Source organism: Seohaeicola saemankumensis (assembly GCF_021021435.1).
GTDB lineage: Bacteria > Pseudomonadota > Alphaproteobacteria > Rhodobacterales > Rhodobacteraceae > Seohaeicola.
This window is the reverse complement of the sequence record NZ_JAINWI010000012.1, coordinates 238,646-255,924: the sequence shown is the minus strand read 5'-3', so window position 1 is coordinate 255,924 and position 17,279 is coordinate 238,646. Positions and strand designations below refer to the sequence as shown.

19 protein-coding genes are annotated in these 17,279 nt (G+C 61.7%); 14 read left to right on the top strand and 5 right to left on the bottom strand.

Going from position 1 to position 17,279, the window contains the following annotated elements:
- Positions 1-150 precede the first annotated feature (150 nt).
- From rpoD to ribD, 5 genes are all read left to right on the top strand, one after another.
- The gene (rpoD, locus tag K7H22_RS11120) at positions 151-2,139 is read left to right on the top strand and encodes an RNA polymerase sigma factor RpoD (protein ID WP_230800882.1); all 1,989 of its coding nucleotides are present in this window, start codon (positions 151-153) and stop codon (positions 2,137-2,139) included.
- A gap of 134 nt (positions 2,140-2,273) precedes the next feature.
- Complete coding sequence (locus K7H22_RS11115; protein WP_230800881.1) at positions 2,274-2,702, top strand: hypothetical protein; 429 nt, start codon at positions 2,274-2,276, stop codon at positions 2,700-2,702.
- 38 nt (positions 2,703-2,740) lie between these two features.
- Positions 2,741-3,181 carry a hypothetical protein gene (locus K7H22_RS11110; RefSeq protein ID WP_230800880.1) on the top strand — a complete coding sequence of 147 codons (441 nt, stop codon included), beginning with the start codon at positions 2,741-2,743 and terminating at the stop codon, positions 3,179-3,181.
- A gap of 186 nt (positions 3,182-3,367) precedes the next feature.
- Positions 3,368-3,835, top strand: a complete 468-nt coding sequence (gene nrdR / locus K7H22_RS11105) for a transcriptional regulator NrdR (protein ID WP_230800879.1) — start codon at positions 3,368-3,370, stop codon at positions 3,833-3,835.
- A gap of 33 nt (positions 3,836-3,868) precedes the next feature.
- The gene (ribD, locus tag K7H22_RS11100; RefSeq protein ID WP_230800913.1) at positions 3,869-4,942 is read left to right on the top strand and encodes a bifunctional diaminohydroxyphosphoribosylaminopyrimidine deaminase/5-amino-6-(5-phosphoribosylamino)uracil reductase RibD; all 1,074 of its coding nucleotides are present in this window, start codon (positions 3,869-3,871) and stop codon (positions 4,940-4,942) included.
- Between the two features lie 47 nt (positions 4,943-4,989).
- On the opposite strand, the gene K7H22_RS11095 is transcribed toward ribD, so the two are convergent.
- From K7H22_RS11095 to K7H22_RS11085, 3 genes are all read right to left on the bottom strand, one after another.
- Positions 4,990-7,023, bottom strand: coding sequence for a capsular polysaccharide biosynthesis protein (locus K7H22_RS11095; protein WP_230800878.1), 2,034 nt, complete (start codon positions 7,021-7,023; stop codon positions 4,990-4,992).
- A gap of 6 nt (positions 7,024-7,029) precedes the next feature.
- Positions 7,030-8,166 (bottom strand): polysaccharide biosynthesis/export family protein, encoded by a 1,137-nt coding sequence (locus K7H22_RS11090; protein ID WP_230800877.1) that lies wholly within the window; start codon positions 8,164-8,166, stop codon positions 7,030-7,032.
- A 140-nt stretch (positions 8,167-8,306) separates the two neighbouring features.
- Entirely contained in the window at positions 8,307-9,620 is a 1,314-nt protein-coding gene (locus tag K7H22_RS11085) for a capsule biosynthesis protein (protein ID WP_230800912.1), read from the bottom strand.
- Positions 9,621-9,808: 188 nt separating this feature from the next.
- Here K7H22_RS11085 and K7H22_RS11080 point away from each other — a divergent pair, with 188 nt between their 5' ends.
- The 8 genes from K7H22_RS11080 to K7H22_RS20065 all read left to right on the top strand — a co-directional run bounded on the left by K7H22_RS11080 (position 9,809) and on the right by K7H22_RS20065 (position 15,312).
- Positions 9,809-10,411: a riboflavin synthase gene (locus K7H22_RS11080; RefSeq protein ID WP_230800876.1), complete on the top strand. Its 603-nt coding sequence runs from the start codon at positions 9,809-9,811 to the stop codon at positions 10,409-10,411.
- A 152-nt stretch (positions 10,412-10,563) separates the two neighbouring features.
- Positions 10,564-11,547: an MBL fold metallo-hydrolase gene (locus K7H22_RS11075; RefSeq protein WP_230800875.1), complete on the top strand. Its 984-nt coding sequence runs from the start codon at positions 10,564-10,566 to the stop codon at positions 11,545-11,547.
- Positions 11,548-11,694: 147 nt separating this feature from the next.
- Complete coding sequence (gene ribB / locus K7H22_RS11070) at positions 11,695-12,831, top strand: 3,4-dihydroxy-2-butanone-4-phosphate synthase (RefSeq protein WP_230800874.1); 1,137 nt, start codon at positions 11,695-11,697, stop codon at positions 12,829-12,831.
- Between the two features lies 1 nt (position 12,832).
- Entirely contained in the window at positions 12,833-13,384 is a 552-nt protein-coding gene (locus K7H22_RS11065) for a 6,7-dimethyl-8-ribityllumazine synthase (protein WP_230800873.1), read from the top strand.
- On the top strand, positions 13,381-13,872 hold the full coding sequence (nusB, locus tag K7H22_RS11060) for a transcription antitermination factor NusB (protein WP_230800872.1): 492 nt from the start codon (positions 13,381-13,383) through the stop codon (positions 13,870-13,872). Before K7H22_RS11065 ends, nusB begins: the two co-directional genes overlap by 4 nt.
- A gap of 52 nt (positions 13,873-13,924) precedes the next feature.
- On the top strand, positions 13,925-14,158 hold the full coding sequence (locus tag K7H22_RS11055) for a hypothetical protein (RefSeq protein WP_230800871.1): 234 nt from the start codon (positions 13,925-13,927) through the stop codon (positions 14,156-14,158).
- Complete coding sequence (locus K7H22_RS11050) at positions 14,080-15,042, top strand: NAD(P)H-dependent flavin oxidoreductase (protein ID WP_269063092.1); 963 nt, start codon at positions 14,080-14,082, stop codon at positions 15,040-15,042. The genes K7H22_RS11055 and K7H22_RS11050 overlap by 79 nt, the downstream gene beginning before the upstream one ends.
- A gap of 147 nt (positions 15,043-15,189) precedes the next feature.
- Positions 15,190-15,312, top strand: a complete 123-nt coding sequence (locus K7H22_RS20065; protein WP_269063084.1) for a hypothetical protein — start codon at positions 15,190-15,192, stop codon at positions 15,310-15,312.
- 116 nt (positions 15,313-15,428) lie between these two features.
- On the opposite strand, the gene K7H22_RS11045 is transcribed toward K7H22_RS20065, so the two are convergent.
- Positions 15,429-16,124: an anti-sigma factor gene (locus tag K7H22_RS11045; RefSeq protein ID WP_230800870.1), complete on the bottom strand. Its 696-nt coding sequence runs from the start codon at positions 16,122-16,124 to the stop codon at positions 15,429-15,431.
- On the bottom strand, positions 16,121-16,663 hold the full coding sequence (locus K7H22_RS11040; protein ID WP_230800869.1) for a sigma-70 family RNA polymerase sigma factor: 543 nt from the start codon (positions 16,661-16,663) through the stop codon (positions 16,121-16,123). Before K7H22_RS11040 ends, K7H22_RS11045 begins: the two co-directional genes overlap by 4 nt.
- A 234-nt stretch (positions 16,664-16,897) precedes the next feature.
- On the opposite strand from K7H22_RS11040, the gene K7H22_RS11035 reads away from it, so the two are divergent.
- A complete protein-coding gene (locus tag K7H22_RS11035) occupies positions 16,898-17,227 on the top strand; it encodes a hypothetical protein (RefSeq protein WP_230800868.1) in 330 nt (109 codons plus the stop codon).
- The last annotated feature ends 52 nt before the right edge of the window (positions 17,228-17,279 follow it).

Sequence of the window (17,279 nt, the reverse complement as noted above, 5' to 3'; positions counted from 1 at the left end):
TTATGAGGGAATTGGTAAACAAAAGAGGGTAAACAATTTGCGAATCACTTTGAATCAGGGTTGATTCGTTTCCGAATCAGTGCCGCCCAAGCACAGCCCGTGTGTCGCTTTTCGACCGCGACAGACCGACCGCCAATGCAGGAGCATTTCATGGCCGCAAAAGACACCGACGACACGCCGCAGGACGATCAGGACAGCGAAGTCTCTCTCGACATGAGCCAGACCGCGGTCAAAAAGATGATCGCCGACGCGCGTGAGCGGGGTTACATCACCTATGATCAACTCAACCAGGTTCTGCCGCCCGAGCAGGTCTCGTCCGAGCAGATAGAGGATGTGATGTCTATGCTGTCCGAAATGGGCATCAACATCATCGAGGATGACGAGGTCGAGGACGAAGAAGCGAAATCGACTGCCGTTGTCGATATCTCGTCCAACCGCGATCTGGCGCTGGCATCCGGCACCTCCGAGAAACTTGACCGCACAGACGACCCCGTCCGCATGTATCTGCGCGAGATGGGCAGCGTCGAACTGCTGTCGCGCGAGGGCGAGATCGCCATCGCCAAGCGGATCGAGGCAGGGCGTAACACAATGATCGCTGGGCTTTGCGAAAGCCCGCTGACCTTTCAGGCGATCACGATCTGGCGCGACGAACTTCTGTCCGAGGACATCCTGCTGCGCGACGTGATCGACCTTGAGGCGACATTCGGCACGCAGTTGGGTGACGAGGTGGAGGTCGGCGATACGCCCGCCGTGGCTGCCAATGTCAGCCGTGCGCCCCGTCCCGCTGCGGGCGAGGACGAGCAGGAGCTTGATGCGGATGGAAACCCGATCAGCCGCGAGGATGATGACGACGAGGACGAACAGGCCAATATGAGCCTTGCAGCGATGGAAGCCGCGCTGAAGCCGCGGGTTCTGGAAACGCTGGACCGGATCGCCGACGATTACGCGCGCCTGTCGGAAATGCAGGATAGCCGCATCTCGGCCACGCTGAACGAGGATTCCAGCTTCTCGGTCGATGACGAGGGCACGTATCAGACGCTGCGCTCGGAAATCGTGCTGCTGGTGAACGAGCTGCATCTGCATAACAACCGCATCGAAGCGCTGATCGACCAGCTTTATGGGATCAACCGCCGCGTGATGCAGATCGACTCGGCGCTGGTCAAACTGGCGGACCAGGCTCGGATCAACCGCCGCGAATTCGTGGACGAATATCGCGGCTACGAGCTGGACCCGAACTGGCTTGACCGGATGGCCGAAAAGCCCGGTCGCGGCTGGCAGGCGCTGATTGAGCGCTCGGCCGACAAGGTCGAGGAATTGCGCGCCGATATGGCACAGGTTGGCCAGTATGTGGGCCTTGATATCAGCGAATTCCGCCGCATCGTGAACCAGGTCCAGAAGGGCGAGAAGGAAGCGCGTCAGGCCAAGAAGGAAATGGTCGAGGCGAACCTGCGTCTGGTGATCTCGATCGCCAAGAAATACACTAACCGCGGCCTGCAATTCCTTGATCTTATTCAGGAAGGCAATATCGGCCTGATGAAGGCGGTTGATAAATTCGAATACCGTCGCGGCTATAAATTCAGCACTTATGCGACATGGTGGATCCGTCAGGCGATTACCCGCTCCATCGCGGATCAGGCGCGTACGATCCGTATCCCTGTTCATATGATCGAAACCATCAACAAACTGGTCCGCACGGGTCGCCAGATGCTGCATGAAATCGGCCGCGAACCGACACCGGAGGAGTTGGCCGAAAAGCTGCAGATGCCGCTGGAAAAGGTCCGCAAGGTGATGAAGATCGCCAAGGAACCGATTTCGCTGGAAACCCCCATCGGGGACGAGGAAGACAGCCAGCTTGGCGATTTCATCGAGGACAAGAATGCTGTGCTGCCGTTGGACAGCGCCATTCAGGAAAACCTCAAGGAAACCACGACCCGCGTTCTGGCCAGCCTGACCCCGCGCGAGGAACGTGTGCTGCGCATGCGCTTCGGGATCGGCATGAATACGGATCACACGCTGGAAGAAGTGGGTCAGCAGTTCAGCGTGACCCGCGAACGTATCCGCCAGATCGAGGCGAAGGCGCTTCGCAAGCTGAAACACCCCAGCCGTTCGCGCAAGCTGCGCAGCTTTCTGGACCAGTAATCAACTAAAACGGGGCGCTCCAGGCAGGACCGCCCCGTTTTGTCTCACGCATCTGTGTTGCGGAAGCGTTTTACGCGGGCCGGGGGATGCACTATCCTGTCAGTTGATTGAGCCTATGCGAAAGCAACGCTGTCATGCCGTCACGTCCGCGCCTGTTATCTGCCATAGCACTGGCACTGCTGTGCTCCGCACCTGTCGCCGCGTTCCAGCCGCATATTCCTTTGGATGTGCGCGCATCAGGCAGTGCAACAAGTTTTGAAGTGTTCGAGTCGCGCGGGGTCGGCCCCACCCATTTCTGGTGCGTCGCTGCAGACCATGCCCGCCGCGTTCTGGGCGCAGCGTCAAACCAACGGATCTATGTTGCAAGACCCTTGGGGGCCAGCCAGATCGAACCGGGCCGCAAAGCCGTAGGTTTTACCCTATCTGCCGCTGAGGTCGAAGCCGAGAAGCCGAAACCTTCGCCGCTGACGCTGTTGACTTACACAACCATTCGTAGCGCAGGGGCTAGCATGAACCTGACGCAGGCGCTGCAATACTGCACAGACCACATGAGCGTGCCCTAGCAGACAAGACTTGATTTCAATACGGAAGGTTTCTGACGATGTCCCGTTCCGGTGTCCGCATCGCCATTTTCACAGTTGTTGTATCGACGTTTGCCCTGACAGCAGGCCAACCGGCCCAGGCGTTTCGCCCCAGCCACGATTTACCGGTCTTGCAGGTGCCCGGCAGTCGCAATTTCGAGGTGGTCCAGCAGCATGCATCTGGCCCGCGCGAAGTATGGTGCGCCGCGGCCGAACATGCCCGCGATGTGCTGCGCCTGCCCACAGCGACACGGCTTTATATCGCAAAGGGCCGTGGACCCAGCGCGCTGGCGGGCGGACGGACCGCGATCCGGTTCAGCCCCGAACCCGTTGCGCCGACGGGGCCGCAGCAGGACAGCAAATATAGTGTCTCGTTGAATGACGTCGGATTTTCATTGTCGATCGGTCATGCCTCCAGTTTTTGCTGGGACCGGGTCGAAGACTTTTTCAAGCATTTCTGACAGGCCCTAGTCTATGACGATCCGTGACAGTCCCTGTCTGCTCGGGTCGCATGACCAAAAGGTCACGCCCTATCTTGCGGTGCTATTTTCCCGCTACCCAAAACTTGGCCGCTACCCTATAGTGCCTGTGGATAAGTGGGGGCTGAACCCCATAACCAGAGGCAGAGTAGATAGAGGGAACCGGCAATGCGCTGTCCGTTTTGCGGAAATATAGATACCCAGGTCAAGGATTCCCGCCCAGCCGAGGATCATGTCTCGATCCGGCGCAGGCGGTTCTGTCCGGCATGCGGCGGGCGGTTCACCACATACGAGCGGGTGCAGTTGCGCGATCTTGTTGTGATCAAATCAAATGGCCGGCGCGAGGAATTCGACCGCGACAAGCTGGAACGCTCGATCCGTATCTCGCTGCAAAAACGCCCCGTCGAGCCCGAACGGATGGACCAGATGGTATCCGGCATTGTCCGGCGACTGGAAAGCATGGGCGAGACCGACATTCCCTCCAAGGTGATCGGCGAGATCGTGATGGAAGCTCTGGCGCGGATAGATACCGTGGCCTATGTGCGCTTTGCCAGTGTTTACAAGAACTTCCAGGCTGCGGATGATTTCGACAAATTCGTTTCGGAATTGCGCCCCGACACCACGCCCGAGACGTGACGCGGCCCCGTGTCCTGGGCTGATACAAGTTACATGGCGCTCGCCCTGTCATTGGGGCGGCGCGGTCATGGGCAGACCTGGCCCAACCCTTCCGTGGGATGCGTGATCGTGCGTGATGGCCGGATCGTCGGGCGGGGCTGGACAGCACCCGGTGGGCGGCCCCATGCCGAGCCGCAGGCGCTGGCCCGTGCAGGCAGCGCGGCACGTGGGGCAACCGCCTATGTCAGTCTGGAACCCTGCGCCCATCACGGCAAGACACCGCCCTGCGCCGAGGCGCTGATCGCGGCAGGGATCAGCCGCGTTGTCGCCCCATTGCAGGATAGCGACCCGCGGGTATCGGGGCGCGGTTTTGCCATGCTGCGCGCCGCGGGTGTCAGCGTGACGACGGGCGTTCTGGCGGACCGTGCAGCACAGGATCTTGCGGGCTTTTTCCTGCGGATCAAGGCGGGCCGCCCCTTTGTGACGCTCAAGCTCGCCTCCAGCTTTGACGGGCGCATTGCTACGGCCACAGGGGATAGCCAGTGGATTACCGGACCACAGGCGCGCCGTGTCGTGCATGCGATGCGTGCGCGCCATGATGCGGTGATGGTGGGGGCTGGCACGGCGCGGGCGGATGATCCGTCATTGACCGTGCGCGGGCTTGGCATCACGCATCAACCCGTCCGGATTGTGGTCTCGCGCCATCTGGATCTGCCGCTGACCGGCAAACTGGCGCAAAGTGCTACAGATACACCGCTCTGGCTGTGCCACGGGGCCAGCGCCGATCCGCGTCTGGTCGAGGCGTGGACAGGGCTGGGCGCAAAACTGTTGCCCTGCGCCACCCAAGCCGGACAGATCGACGCGGCGGCCCTATTGCAGGCGCTTGGTCAGGCTGGCCTCACTTCGGTGTTCTGCGAGGGTGGCGGCGCCCTGGCCGCGTCGCTGCTGTCGGCGGGGCTGGTGGACGAACTGATCGGTTTTACCGCAGGTGTGATGATCGGTGCCGAAGGCCGTCCCGGTTTCGGGGCTTTGGGGATCGCGCAACTGGCCCATGCGCCGCGTTATCGCCTGATCGAGGCGCGTCCTGTCGGGCCGGACATCCTGCATCGCTGGCAGCCGCAGGACTGATCCGCGCTTCTTCTTGCCTCAAATATCCAGTATCGGCTGCATCCGGATCAGCGCCACAGATAGGCGTGACCGGCCAACAACCCCTGTAATTTTGCCAGCAGCCGGTTCGTCAGCCCGCCCTGTGCGATCTCGCCCTGTGCCAGCCTTTCAACTGCAACCTCGGCAGGGCAGGGCAGGCCGCTGACGGGATCGCGGTAGCGCGGATAGTCGATCAGCGCGGCATGCACCAAGCCTTCCAGACTGACCCGCTGCCCGCGTCGTGGCATAGCAGGGCCGCGGTGCTCGGTCAGGCACCAGCCCGCATAGAATGGCGCGCCCAGTGTCACGACCCGCCGCCCGCGGATCAGCGCCTCGAAGCCCAGCAGCGATGTCATGGTCCAGACGGTATCAATCTGCCCCAGCAGGGCGGCAGGATCGGTCTGTGTCGCAACCAGATCGGCCAGTCTGTCAGCATCCGGCAAAAGTCCAGGACGCAGGCCTGCCTCGACATCGGGATGGGGTTTGTAGATCAGAAAAGCCTCGGGATGGTCTGCCCGCGCGGTCTCGAGCAAGGCGCGGTTGGTACGGATCTCGCCCGCGCCGGCAAGGATCGACGCATCGTCCTCGACCTGTCCCGGCACAAGTATCACAGGGCGCCCCGCCGCCTGTGCCGCGATATCCGGTGCGGCTTGGCCAAGGTTGTATTTGCTGACCCCCTGCGCCACCAGCGCGGCCATCAGGTCTTGCGCGCGCCTGCTCTGGTCGGGGCGCATATTGGCCCGCGCGGCGATCATACGTTCCAGACGGCTTGGGCCGCGCGGGTCGTAGTAGATGCCCAGATCATCGCAGACCAGAGATAGCGGGGCCACCAGATCGGCCCCCAACCCGCGCGAGCGCAGGAACCCGTCTTCGATCCGGACCGTGCCTTGAGGGGCATCGCCCACCTTGCTGGCCCACACCATCGCACGCCTGCCGTGTTTGGGCAGTCCCTCGCGGAACAGCACCGGCTTGACCCCGCCGTAAAAGCCATTCACGGCCCCGCGTTTCCATAGACGCATGCCGCTGGCCTGCCATCCGTGGCGATCCTCGCGCCATGCCCGCACCTGCGCTTCGAGCAGGGAAATCGCCTGATCCAGCGAACAGAGCCTGTCGCGGCAGGGATCATACCAGACCGGATAGAGGATCATCGCTGCCGCAAAAAGCTGCGCGCGTGTCAGGCGGCGTTGGCGGCGCTGGATCGGTGTGAAATCCTCGCTTAGACCCCAGCCGGCATAGAAGGGCTGGCCGAAGACATACGGGCGGTGGCCGGCCAGAATGGCCTCGAACCCCATTTGCGACGATACTGTGTACACGGCCACCGCACCTTCCAGCAAAGTGCGGGGGCTGACGGGGGCGTCCAGCAAGGTCACATCCGCACCGGGCGCTAGCGCCAGCGTTGCGGCGTCGAAATAGCCTTGCCTATGGCCTGCGACCGTTTCGGGATGGGTCTTGATCACGATCCGCGCGCCGGGATTGTCCTGATGCGCGTGAAACAGCATCTCGCGGAATGTATTGGCATCGGCGCGCCCGTGGCTGACCGATGCATCGCCGCGTGTCTGGTCAATCAGCAGCACATAGCCCGGCGCGGGCGGGTCCGCGTCAGGATCATGGGCGTTGTATTTGCTCAGATCCGCCTCTTGCAGTCTTGCCATGGCGCTTCTGGCCGCTTCCAGCAAGGCGCTGTCATCCAGCGGATGGGTGGCCAGCAGCACCTCGAGATCAGAGGGCTGGTCGGGGTTGAAATGTATCCCCCTGCTGTCGATTACCAGACCCAAAGGTGCCTCGCCGCTCCGGCCGGGATGGACCGAGCGGAGAAAGGCATCCTCGATCCGGACTAGTCCAGCCCCTGTCTGGCGCGCCATCGCCTCACCCCGTGCGGCATAGGGTGAATGGCCCCAGACCGCGATCCTGTCATTCAGATCCGGAACACCAAGGCGCAGGTCATGGCCTGCCAGTTCCAGTATCCGCCGGATACGGGGTTGGGTCAGAAAGCCTGCATTGTAATAGAAAAGCCGCCGCGAGGTTTGCCCCGCAGCGGCCATATCACTTGCCGTTTCAGGCATGTTGGATCACAGACCTGACGGGGCAGAGGCCAGCGTGTCGACAGCGCCCAGCGAGCCGGTCAGCGCCGAGATCACCTTGCTCCATTGCGTGAACGGTGCTTCGGTCACGTAAAGCGTATCACCGTCGCGTACTGAAAAGTCGCGGGCGGTAAACAGGCCGTTGGGCTTGGTCAGATCGAGCACATAGATCATACGCTGCGGGCCTTGCAGGTCGTTGCGGCCCAACACGGTGTTTGCGATATCCGCAGGCTCGTTGCGCAGGATGAAAACGCCGGTGGGATCGGAACTGGTGCTCATCAGGCCGCCGACCTGTGCAATGGCCTCAACACCGGAAAGGGTCTGGCTTTCGAAGGGCACGCGTGATTGCGACCCTGTGGCACCCAAGGCGGTAAAGGACCGCGTGTCGCCCTCGATCAGGATACGGTCACCGCCGCGCAGGGCGATGTCGAAACGGGGATGGCGGAAAAGATCCTGAAACCAGACCTTGCCAGTATGGTTTCCGCGGATCACCGTGACCTGCGCGATTTCAGGTTCGATTGTCACGCCACCAGCCTGTGCCAGCATGGCGGACAATGTGCGCGTCGGGCGTTCGATCGGATAGACACCCTGTCCGCCGATGGCCCCCACCAGCGACACGGTCGCCCCGTCACCGGCCAGACGGCGCACCTGCACTTGCGGTTCAGGCGTCTGGTCTTTCAGCCGGTCCGTGACAATGCGCCGCAACGCTTCGGGCGTGTTCCCGGAGGCTTTGACGCGACCTGCATAGGGCACGAAAATAAAGCCCGATCCGTCAACCTGCACTTCTTCCAGAATTGTCGAATTCGCGCCAGTGCTGGCCAGCAGGCCATCATCGACGTTTTCCCAGATGGTCAGTCCCAGCGTATCGCCAGACGAGATCGTGTCGGAGCCCACAACACCCGCATTCAGGAATGCATCTGAAAAGCCCAAGGCAGGCACAACAGCGGTAGCGCGCGTCACGCGGTCATTGACCTGCACCACAAAGGCGTCGCCCTCTTTCTGGACAGAGCCTGCAAAAATCTCGCGTTTATTTGGCCCGACACGGGGCAATCCGCAGGACGCCACAAGCGACACAACGAGAACTAGGGCGACATACTTCGCCCATGGATTTGCTCGGGATTTCACTGCACGGTCTCCTCGACCTGAATTTACTGCCTCAAGAACACTTTTTTGTTTTTACAACGCCTGTTTGCACGGCGAAGTTTGTGTTTCAGGCCACAGTAGCGCGAAGACATTCGCAAATCCAGTCTTTCGACGCGGCGTCTTCAGGTCACCAGCCGCAACTGTTGCCGCGGTGCCGCGGTGCCCGAGCGCAGCGCGTCATAAGGATCTTCCTTTGCCAGCAACATATCGACCACCTGTCGCAGCAACTGGCGTCGTCCGCGGGTGGAATAGAAACCACCGGAGATCTGGCTGGTTTCCAGCAGGTAACGGCGGTAATCCTGATAAGCGCGACGGTCGGGTCGGCTTGCCCCGGCAAAGAATTCGGGCAGTGGTTGGGCCGAGACAAATTCAGGCTTGGCATAGACGGCCTGTCCGAAAACCCTGAGTGGAATCCCGCGCCAAAGCACCTGCTGGGCGGCCGTGGAATTGACGGTGACGGCGCTGCGGGCGCCCTGCAACAGTTGCGCCAGCTTTCCGCCGCTGACGAAATGCACGCGTCGCTGAACGCCGGCGTCGGTTGCGATGCGCTTGATCTCGCGCGCCAGAGGCACGCGCCCGTCCTCCAGCGGATGGGCCTTGATCACCAGCCGGTGATGCGCGGGCGCACCGGCGGCAAAGCCGCCTATCACGACCTCCAGAAACTCGGTCATGCTGGCGAAGGGTGAATGTTTGCGGAAACTGGCATCATGCTCCAGTTGCAACAGCGCCAGATGATAGGGAAAGCCGCCATGCCGGATACGCCACTGCGCCACAAGCCGTTCAATGGCATTCCACGGCATAGTGACCAGGCGGCGCAGGTAAAGCTGGAATTCCTGTGTCACCGGCAGGTCGCGATGGGGGCGAAAGTTGCGATACTGGCCGTTCCGGAACATCACGAACCAATGGTAAAGCGCACCGTAGAACACGTGCTGGCGCATCTCGCCCCAACGCGCGGGCGGCTCGGGTGTGTCCATGTCCGACAGCGACAGTGCCGCGCGCATGTCGGCGACGGACATGTGCATCAGGCGCGAATGGCCGTTGGCACCGCCGCGCTCGTAAGTGACCCAATAGGGACGGATATAGCCTTCTTCAAAGACATGCACGGTCAGTCCGGCGGCGCGCGCCGCGGTGATCGCCTGCGAATGGATCTGGCGGGTGTCACCGTAAAGGACCAGATCGGTTGCGGATTTTTCCGCGATCAGGCTGCGGATGCGTTCGGGCCAATCCTCTGGACGGTCGCGAAACGGGATGTAGCTGGCCGGATCAAACCAGAAGGCACGATCGCCCGCATTGAAACCGACGCGCCAGACTGTCGCGCCCGCGACCTTGAGCATCTTGGCAAGCGAGTTGAAAAAAGGCCCGTGAGGTCCTTGGAGAAACAGGAAAACACGGTCAGCCTTCTGGCCAGAAGCCGGGGCCGTGGGGCGTGTACTCATATCCATCACTACCAATTCAACCATCACACGGGTCCAGACGTAAACGGAATCCGCGGCAAAATTATGGCTCTCTCGCGCGGCATCTTGTCTCCGGTGCGGGCAGGGGCTAGGTCTTGAACACGCTGACGCATCACCGGCGGCGGGGCAAGGGGCAAGTCACCTTGCTGCGGCAGGAAAGGAAAACCCGTATGTTTACAGGCATCATCACCGATATCGGCACCCTACGCGCCGTCGAGCAGCGCGGCGATCTGCGGGCGCGGATCGGCACGGGCTATGCGGTTGCCGGTATTGATCTAGGGGCCTCCATCGCCTGTGACGGTGTCTGCCTGACGGTTGTAGCCAAGGGGCAGGATGCCGCGCAGGGCGGCTGGTTCGACGTCGACATCTCGGCCGAGACCGTGTCGAAAACCAACCTGTCCGCATGGCAGCAGGGCCGGCGCGTCAATCTGGAGCGCGCGTTGAAGGTGGGCGACGAACTGGGCGGACATATCGTGTCCGGCCATGTCGACGGGTTGGCCGAGGTGGTGGCGATGCGGGATGACGGTGACAGCACGCGCGTCACCTTGCGCGCGCCGAAAGCGCTGGCGCGGTTCATTGCGCCCAAAGGGTCGGTTGCGCTGAACGGCACCTCGCTGACTGTGAACGAGGTGGATGGGTGCGATTTCGGGATCAATTTCATCCCGCATACCAAGCAGATGACCACATGGGGCGATGTGGCGGTGGGCGATAGCGTCAATCTCGAGATCGACACGCTGGCGCGCTATGTCGCGCGTCTGGCCGAGATGTCCTGAGCCTCTTGCCGGTGGTTGCGTGACGCGCCGCTGATGCCTCCGGCGGGGATATTTGGCGCAAGAAGAAGCGGGCGGATGTCTGCAACATATTCATGAATTCGGTTGCGTTGTCTGGGGGCAGGATTATCCTGCGCCCAAAGAGGGAGGACAACATGACACTATTCAAACCCAGCCGCCGCGAGATGTTGAAACTGGCCGCGATAGCCCCATCCCTTGCGGTGCCGGCCCTTGGTGCCGGAGGCGCGCGCGCCCAATTGGGCACGCCGGCGCAGAACAACCCCGCGCATTTCCGCTTCACGCTGGGAGAGGCGCGGCTGACGATCCTGTCGGACGGTTTTTTCTCGCTTCCCACTTCGGGACTGGGTGTGAATGCCGATCCCGCCGAGGTGCGCGCCTTTCTGGAACAGCACTACCTGTCACCGGACGAGGGATATTCCCATACAAACCATCTGCTGATCGAGACAGGAGATGCGGTTGTATTGGTCGATGTGGGGTCAGGCAGCCGCTTCATGCCTACCACGGGGCGGCTGATGGCCAATCTTGCGGCGGCGGGTGTCGATCCGGACGGCATCACCCATGTGGTGATCACCCATGCCCATCCCGATCATATCTGGGGCATCCGCGATGATTTCGACGAACCGCTGTTTCCGGATGCGGAATATGTGATCGGCGCGGTCGAGCATGCCCATTGGCTGCAGGACGATCTGGTCAACCAGGTGCCTGCTGCGGATCAGCAATTCGTGCTGGGCGCCGTGAACTCGTTGACGCTGGAGGGCGTTGAATGGCGGCTTCTGGAAGACGGAGAAGAGGTTGTGCCTGGGGTGCGGATGATCGCCACACCCGGCCATACACCCGGCCATATGAGCGTGGTTCTGGAAAGTGGTGGCAAGCAGTTGATGGCGCTTGGCGATGCAATGAGCCATGCCTATACGAATTTTACCCATCCCGAATGGTATAACGGCTTCGATGCCGATGGCCCGCAAACTGTCGAGACACGGATACGCCTGCTGGATATGGCCGCAGCCGACCGGATCGCGGTGCTGGGCTACCATTTCCCTTTCCCGGGGGTGGGCCATGTGCTGCGCGAAGGGGATAGCTGGCGTTTCCTGCCTGCGCTGTGGCAGTTTGAGGGCTGACAGGGGGCTGCTACCGGCTTGCGGGCGCGGGATCTGTGCTTTATTGCACGGCTTGCGCGCCCGCGATTGGCCTTGTGCCGCCGCGTAGCCTCTGGCCAATGCGGGGCTGCTGCGCTATCTGCGGGGCAACAGAAAAAGGAACGTCCCATGGCTGATAGCGCCCCTTTCGAGACACCCGGCCCGGTCGAGGAAAACTGGCGCGATGCGATCAGTTCCATCGAGGATATCATCGAGGATGCGCGCAACGGGCGCATGTTCATCCTTGTCGACCACGAGGACCGCGAGAACGAGGGTGATCTGGTGATTCCCGCGCAGATGGCAACGCCCGAGGCTGTGAATTTCATGGCGACCCATGGGCGCGGGCTGATCTGCCTGACGCTAACAGGGTCGCGGGTGGATGCTTTGGGTCTGCCGCTCATGGCCTCCTACAATTCGTCGCGGCACGAGACCGCCTTTACCGTATCCATCGAGGCGCGCGAGGGCGTGAGCACCGGCATTTCCGCCCATGACCGCGCGCGCACGATTGCCGTGGCGATCGACGCTGGCAAGACATCCGCCGATATCGCGACGCCAGGCCACGTGTTCCCGCTGCGGGCGCGAGATGGCGGCGTGCTGGTGCGCGCGGGCCATACCGAGGCGGCTGTTGATGTGGCGCGTCTGGCGGGGCTGAACCCGTCGGGTGTGATCTGCGAGATCATGAACGAGGATGGCAGTATGTCGCGCCTGCCCGATCTGGTAGGGTTCGCGCAGAAACACGGGCTGAAAATCGGTACGATCAGCGACCTGATCGCCTATCGCCGCCGCCATGACAATCTGGTCAAGGTGCGCTCGGAAGAGGTGATCCAGTCAGAGTTCGGCGGTGACTGGACGCTGCGGATCTATACGGACGAGACACAGGGTGCCGAACATATCGTGCTGATCAAGGGCGATATCGCAGGCGATGCACCTGTGCTGGTGCGGATGCACGCGCTTGATCCGCTCAAGGATATGGTCGGGGCTGGTCCCAAGGGGCGGGCGTTCGAGTTTACCAATTCGATGCAGACCATCGCCGAGGAAGGTCGCGGCGTGCTGGTCTTGCTGCGCGATACCCATATGAAGCTGGCCACCGGGGCCGAGGTCAGCCCGCAAACCCTGCGCCAATATGGGCTTGGGGCACAGATATTGTCCTCGCTCGGGCTGTCCAAGCTGGAATTGCTGACCAACTCGCCCACACCCAAGATCGTGGGGCTTGAGGCTTACGGGTTGGAAATTACCGGCACCCGCAAGATCACGGAAGGACACTGATATGGCCGGACACGAGGCGCATTACATCCTGCCGCGCGCGGAATTCGACAAGCCGGTCAAGACACTGATCGTCGTCGCGCCCTATTACAAGGATATCGCCGATAACCTTGTGGCTGGTGCCAAGGCGGAAATCGAGGCGGCTGGCGGCACATGGGATCTGGTCGAGGTGCCGGGCGCTCTGGAGTTGCCAACCGCCATCGGCATCGCCGAGCGGATGAGCAATTTTGACGGCTATGTCGCCCTTGGCTGCGTGATCCGTGGCGAGACCACGCATTACGACACGGTCTGCAACGACAGTAGCCGCGCGATCAGCCTTCTTGGGTTGCAGGGCCTGTGTATCGGCAACGGCATCCTGACGGTCGAGAACCGGCCTCAGGCCGAGGTGCGCGCCGATCCGGCAGGGCAGAACAAGGGCGGCGGCGCGGCCGCTGCGGCCTTGCATCTGGTCGCGCTCGCCCGTAAGTGGGGCACGGCCAGCAAGGGGGTCGGGTTCAAACCGGCCACTGACGAATACAGACTGGCAGGGTCCACCAAAGGCACATCCACCGCATGATCGACGAAACTGCTCCGCTGAAAACCCTGTCCGGTAATGCCAAGCGCAAGATGCGTACGGCATCGCGGCTTTATGCCGTGCAGGCGCTGTTTCAGATGGAGCATTCCTCCCAGACGGTCGAGGTCGTGCGGCACGAATTTCTGGAGCACCGCTTCGGGGCAACCTATGACGGCACCGAGATGCTGGATGGCGATGTTGACCTGTTCCGCAAGATCATGGAAGACGCGGTAAACTGGCAGGCCAAGATCGACCAGATGACAGATCGCGCGCTCGTGGCCAAATGGCCTATAGCACGGATCGACCCCGTGTTGCGCGCGCTTTTCCGCGCCGCCGGTGCCGAACTGGTGCAAAGCGATACGCCGCCCAAAGTGGTGATCGTGGAATATGTCGGCGTGGCGCAGGCGTTCTTTCCCGAAGGCAAAGAGTCTCAATTCGTGAATGCTGTGCTGGACCATATGGCCCGCGAAGCGCAGCCCGAGGCGTTTTAACACACAACTTGCTACGGCTTTTCCTGCCCGCGTTATCCGTCAGGATAGCCGTGTGGCAACCGGAAAGGACGGCACGATGTTTCCAACCGATGCGACCCAGAAACTGCTGGGCATCGCCCTGCCGATCCTGCAATCACCGATGGCTGGAGCGGGCGATCACCGTCTGGCCCTTGCCGTGGCGCAAGCCGGCGGCTTGGGGGCCTTGCCCTGCGCCATGCTGTCACCGATCAAATCCGCGCCGAAGTTGCGGCTTTCCGTCAGCACAGCGACAGGCCGCTCAACCTGAACTTCTTTTGTCACGCCGCGCCAGAGCCTGATCCGGCAGGGCTTGCCGCATGGCAGCGGCGTCTTGCTCCGTATTGCACCGAGCAGAGTCTTGATCCGGATGCGCCCTTGCCGCTGTCCAATCGTGCGCCTTTCGATGCCACTCTATGCGCGCTGGTCGAGGAGGTGCGCCCCGAGGTTGCCAGTTTCCATTTCGGCCTGCCCGATGTCGCCCTGTTGGCCCGTGTCAAGGCAACAGGCGCAAAAATCCTGTCATCCGCAACCACAATAGCCGAGGCGCGCTGGCTGGAGGCTGAGGGCGTTGATGCGATCATCGCACAGGGGGCCGAGGCTGGCGGGCATCGCGGGATGTTTCTGACGGGTGATGTGGCCACGCAGATCGGCACCCTGTCACTGGTGCCGCAAATCGTGGACGCGGTACGCTGTCCGGTGATCGCGGCGGGCGGGATAGCCGATGGTCGCGGTATCGCTGCGGCCTTCATGCTGGGCGCATCCGCCGTGCAGATCGGCACAGCCTATCTGTTCTGTCCCGAGGCAACGATCAGCCAACCCCACAGGCAGGCTTTGGCGGATGGCAACACCCGTGAAACCGCCCTGACCACGGTTTTTACGGGTCGTCCGGCGCGCAGCGTGGTCAACCGCGCGATGCGCGAACTGGGCTGTCTTGCGCCAGACGCGCCCGCGTTTCCCTTGGCCGCAGCCGCAATGGCACCGCTGCGCGCGGCCACCGAGCCGCAGGGATCAGGTGATTTTATGCCCCTCTGGTCGGGTCAGTCGGCAGGGCTTGGCCAATCAATGACAGCGCAAGCGCTGACCGAAAAACTGGCCGAAGCGGCGGCGGGTCTGCTTGCATGCCAGAGCGTCGAGACCGACGCCATCACTTGAATCCGCGTCAGAAATGCACAGGTTGTTCATAAGCTGGATGCTGGGTTCCCACCATCGCGGCGCGCCTGAATGATGTTCCGCAAGATATGCGATACCTCGCATCACAAGGTTGGTCTGCGGTTTCGTCCCGTTTTGGAAAGGCACAGTATGAAAAAGATTGATGTCGACAAGGACTACAAGCGCACGCGCTTCCTGATCGTGGCCATGGTGCTCCAGATCGTTGTCGTGGTGCTGCTTCTGGCAGCCTATACCATGTGGTTGCGCTGGTAGCAGCGAACGATTGGCGGTTCCGGCCTGCTATCGCGTCATAGGCACAGCATTGAACTGGGGTGAAGGAAGGGCCGGCACCCGGCCCTGACAGCGACCCTGTTCCGTGCAAAATTTTCCTACAGCGCGCTAACCTGACCCACGGCCAGAACCGCCCCTGTGGGCGCGCCGGTGGGTGAGCCGCCGGGGGGTTCGTCGCTGACCGCCAGCACCAGATCGGCCACACCTTCGCGTAGGGCTTCGGGCAGGACCACGGCTGTTGTCGTATCCTCGGGCAAAACGCCCAGTGATACCGGTGCCGCCTCGCCAGCGATGGCCCAGAGTTGCAATACACGCCCGCTGGCGGCGCTGCCGGTGGTGCGGGTCAGGCGGACTTCGCCCGATGCACTGTTATAGACAGCCAGCAGACGCAGGCTTTGATCCTCGGCGGCGATGTCGCTGACGAATAGCGGGGCAGGGGCCGTGGCTTGTGGAACTTGCAGGGTCTGGAAGGCAAAGAATGCAGCCACCGCGACCGAGGCAAGGCTGATCCCCTGCCACAATCCGGCGCGCTGCCAGAAAGACTTCCGATCAGGCAGACCGAACAGGCGTTTCTCAAGCTCTGCCTTGACTGATGCCCGTGGCGCGATTGTGTCCACCTCGGCGTCAAGACCAGCGAAACGGGTTGTCCAGGCCGCGACTTCTGCGGCCAGTGCGGGATCGCTGGCAAGGCGTGCGGCGACGGCCGCTTCCTCGACCGGATCAAGCAGGCGCAGCACGTATTCTGCGGCCAGGATGCTGTCATCGGGGGGGATATCGTCGATGCGGTCGCTCATTTTGCCATACACTCCTGCAGGGTTTGCAGGCTACGCCGCAGCCATGTCCGCATCGTGTTCAGGGGGACATTGAATGCCGCTGCCAGATCGGCATAGCTGCGCCCCTCCAGATAGGCCCCGCGCACCGCTGAACCCTTATCCTGTTCCAACTGGTCAAGGCAGGTTGCGATCCGCTTGGCTTCCCCCGCAGCGACGGCGCTTTGTTCAGGATTAGGGCCGGGGGCGGTCAGATGCTCGGCCACACCGTCAAGATCGACGGTCGCGCGGGTCTTGCGGATCCGGTCTATCGCGGTGTTGCGGGCAATCGTGATCATCCAGGTCATCGGGCTCATTCCATTTGCGCTGTACCGTCCGGCGTGGCGCCATATCTTCATGTAGGCGTCCTGCACAACATCTTCTGCACTGGCCCTGTCATTCAAGACACGCAGCACCACACCAAAGAGTTTCGCGCTGGTATTGTCATAAAGCGCCGAAAAGGCACGTCTGTCCCCAAGGGCGACGCGTGAAATCAGGTCTTCTATTTCTTGTGCCGTGGCCATGCTGTCCGCTTTCGCCTGCTATATCAGTCGCGCATGACCTTATCGCGTATGAGTCGAATCACAAGCGAAGGCTGCGAAAAAAAAGTGCAATTCCGCGGGCGTGACGGCGCCTCGGATAATGTTTTCCGGCGCAAGAGCGGGTTTTCAAGCGGTGAATGGCCCGTCTTGCAACTGCCCCCTTGTGACGCAGCGAAAGGGCGTTACATTAGGGTTAAGCGTCGAAAAGAGGGCCACATGCCGAAACTCATCCGCCTTTACATCATTCAAGCTGCCATTGGCTTTGGGCTGGCAGCCGTGTTTGTGGCGATGCTGTTGTGGTTCAATATTGCCAATCTGTGGCATCTGGTGACGCATTCCGACATGGGATTTCTGGCTGTCCTCATCCTGTGGGTGTCAAACGGCGTGGTGTTTGGCGGTGTGCAATTCGCAATTGCCGTGATGCGCATGAAGGACGATGACGATGACGAACCGCGCGGCGGACGTCGTGAGCCGATCCGTGTGGATACATCGCGGATGATCCCTGTGCGGGTCGCGGCCAAGGGCGGCCGCGGGCCGAGGCGCTAAGTCTTACCCGATAACCGACAACAAAGGGGCCTTCGCGGCCCCTTTTGCATTT

What these genes read in the sequence shown, in the direction of transcription:
- K7H22_RS11085 (WP_230800912.1), bottom strand. Translation starts at nt 9,620, where the DNA reads ATGAGTACACGCCCCACGGCCCCGGCTTCTGGCCAGAAGGCTGACCGT.
- ribB (WP_230800874.1), top strand. Translation starts at nt 11,695, where the DNA reads ATGGCTGATAGCGCCCCTTTCGAGACACCCGGCCCGGTCGAGGAAAAC.
- K7H22_RS11045 (WP_230800870.1), bottom strand. Translation starts at nt 16,124, where the DNA reads ATGAGCGACCGCATCGACGATATCCCCCCCGATGACAGCATCCTGGCC.
- K7H22_RS11110 (WP_230800880.1), top strand. Translation starts at nt 2,741, where the DNA reads ATGTCCCGTTCCGGTGTCCGCATCGCCATTTTCACAGTTGTTGTATCG.
- rpoD (WP_230800882.1), top strand. Translation starts at nt 151, where the DNA reads ATGGCCGCAAAAGACACCGACGACACGCCGCAGGACGATCAGGACAGC.
- K7H22_RS11075 (WP_230800875.1), top strand. Translation starts at nt 10,564, where the DNA reads ATGACACTATTCAAACCCAGCCGCCGCGAGATGTTGAAACTGGCCGCG.
- K7H22_RS11035 (WP_230800868.1), top strand. Translation starts at nt 16,898, where the DNA reads ATGCCGAAACTCATCCGCCTTTACATCATTCAAGCTGCCATTGGCTTT.
- K7H22_RS20065 (WP_269063084.1), top strand. Translation starts at nt 15,190, where the DNA reads ATGAAAAAGATTGATGTCGACAAGGACTACAAGCGCACGCGCTTCCTG.
- K7H22_RS11080 (WP_230800876.1), top strand. Translation starts at nt 9,809, where the DNA reads ATGTTTACAGGCATCATCACCGATATCGGCACCCTACGCGCCGTCGAG.
- nrdR (WP_230800879.1), top strand. Translation starts at nt 3,368, where the DNA reads ATGCGCTGTCCGTTTTGCGGAAATATAGATACCCAGGTCAAGGATTCC.
- nusB (WP_230800872.1), top strand. Translation starts at nt 13,381, where the DNA reads ATGATCGACGAAACTGCTCCGCTGAAAACCCTGTCCGGTAATGCCAAG.
- K7H22_RS11095 (WP_230800878.1), bottom strand. Translation starts at nt 7,023, where the DNA reads ATGCCTGAAACGGCAAGTGATATGGCCGCTGCGGGGCAAACCTCGCGG.
- K7H22_RS11115 (WP_230800881.1), top strand. Translation starts at nt 2,274, where the DNA reads ATGCCGTCACGTCCGCGCCTGTTATCTGCCATAGCACTGGCACTGCTG.
- ribD (WP_230800913.1), top strand. Translation starts at nt 3,869, where the DNA reads ATGGCGCTCGCCCTGTCATTGGGGCGGCGCGGTCATGGGCAGACCTGG.
- K7H22_RS11040 (WP_230800869.1), bottom strand. Translation starts at nt 16,663, where the DNA reads ATGGCCACGGCACAAGAAATAGAAGACCTGATTTCACGCGTCGCCCTT.
- K7H22_RS11065 (WP_230800873.1), top strand. Translation starts at nt 12,833, where the DNA reads ATGGCCGGACACGAGGCGCATTACATCCTGCCGCGCGCGGAATTCGAC.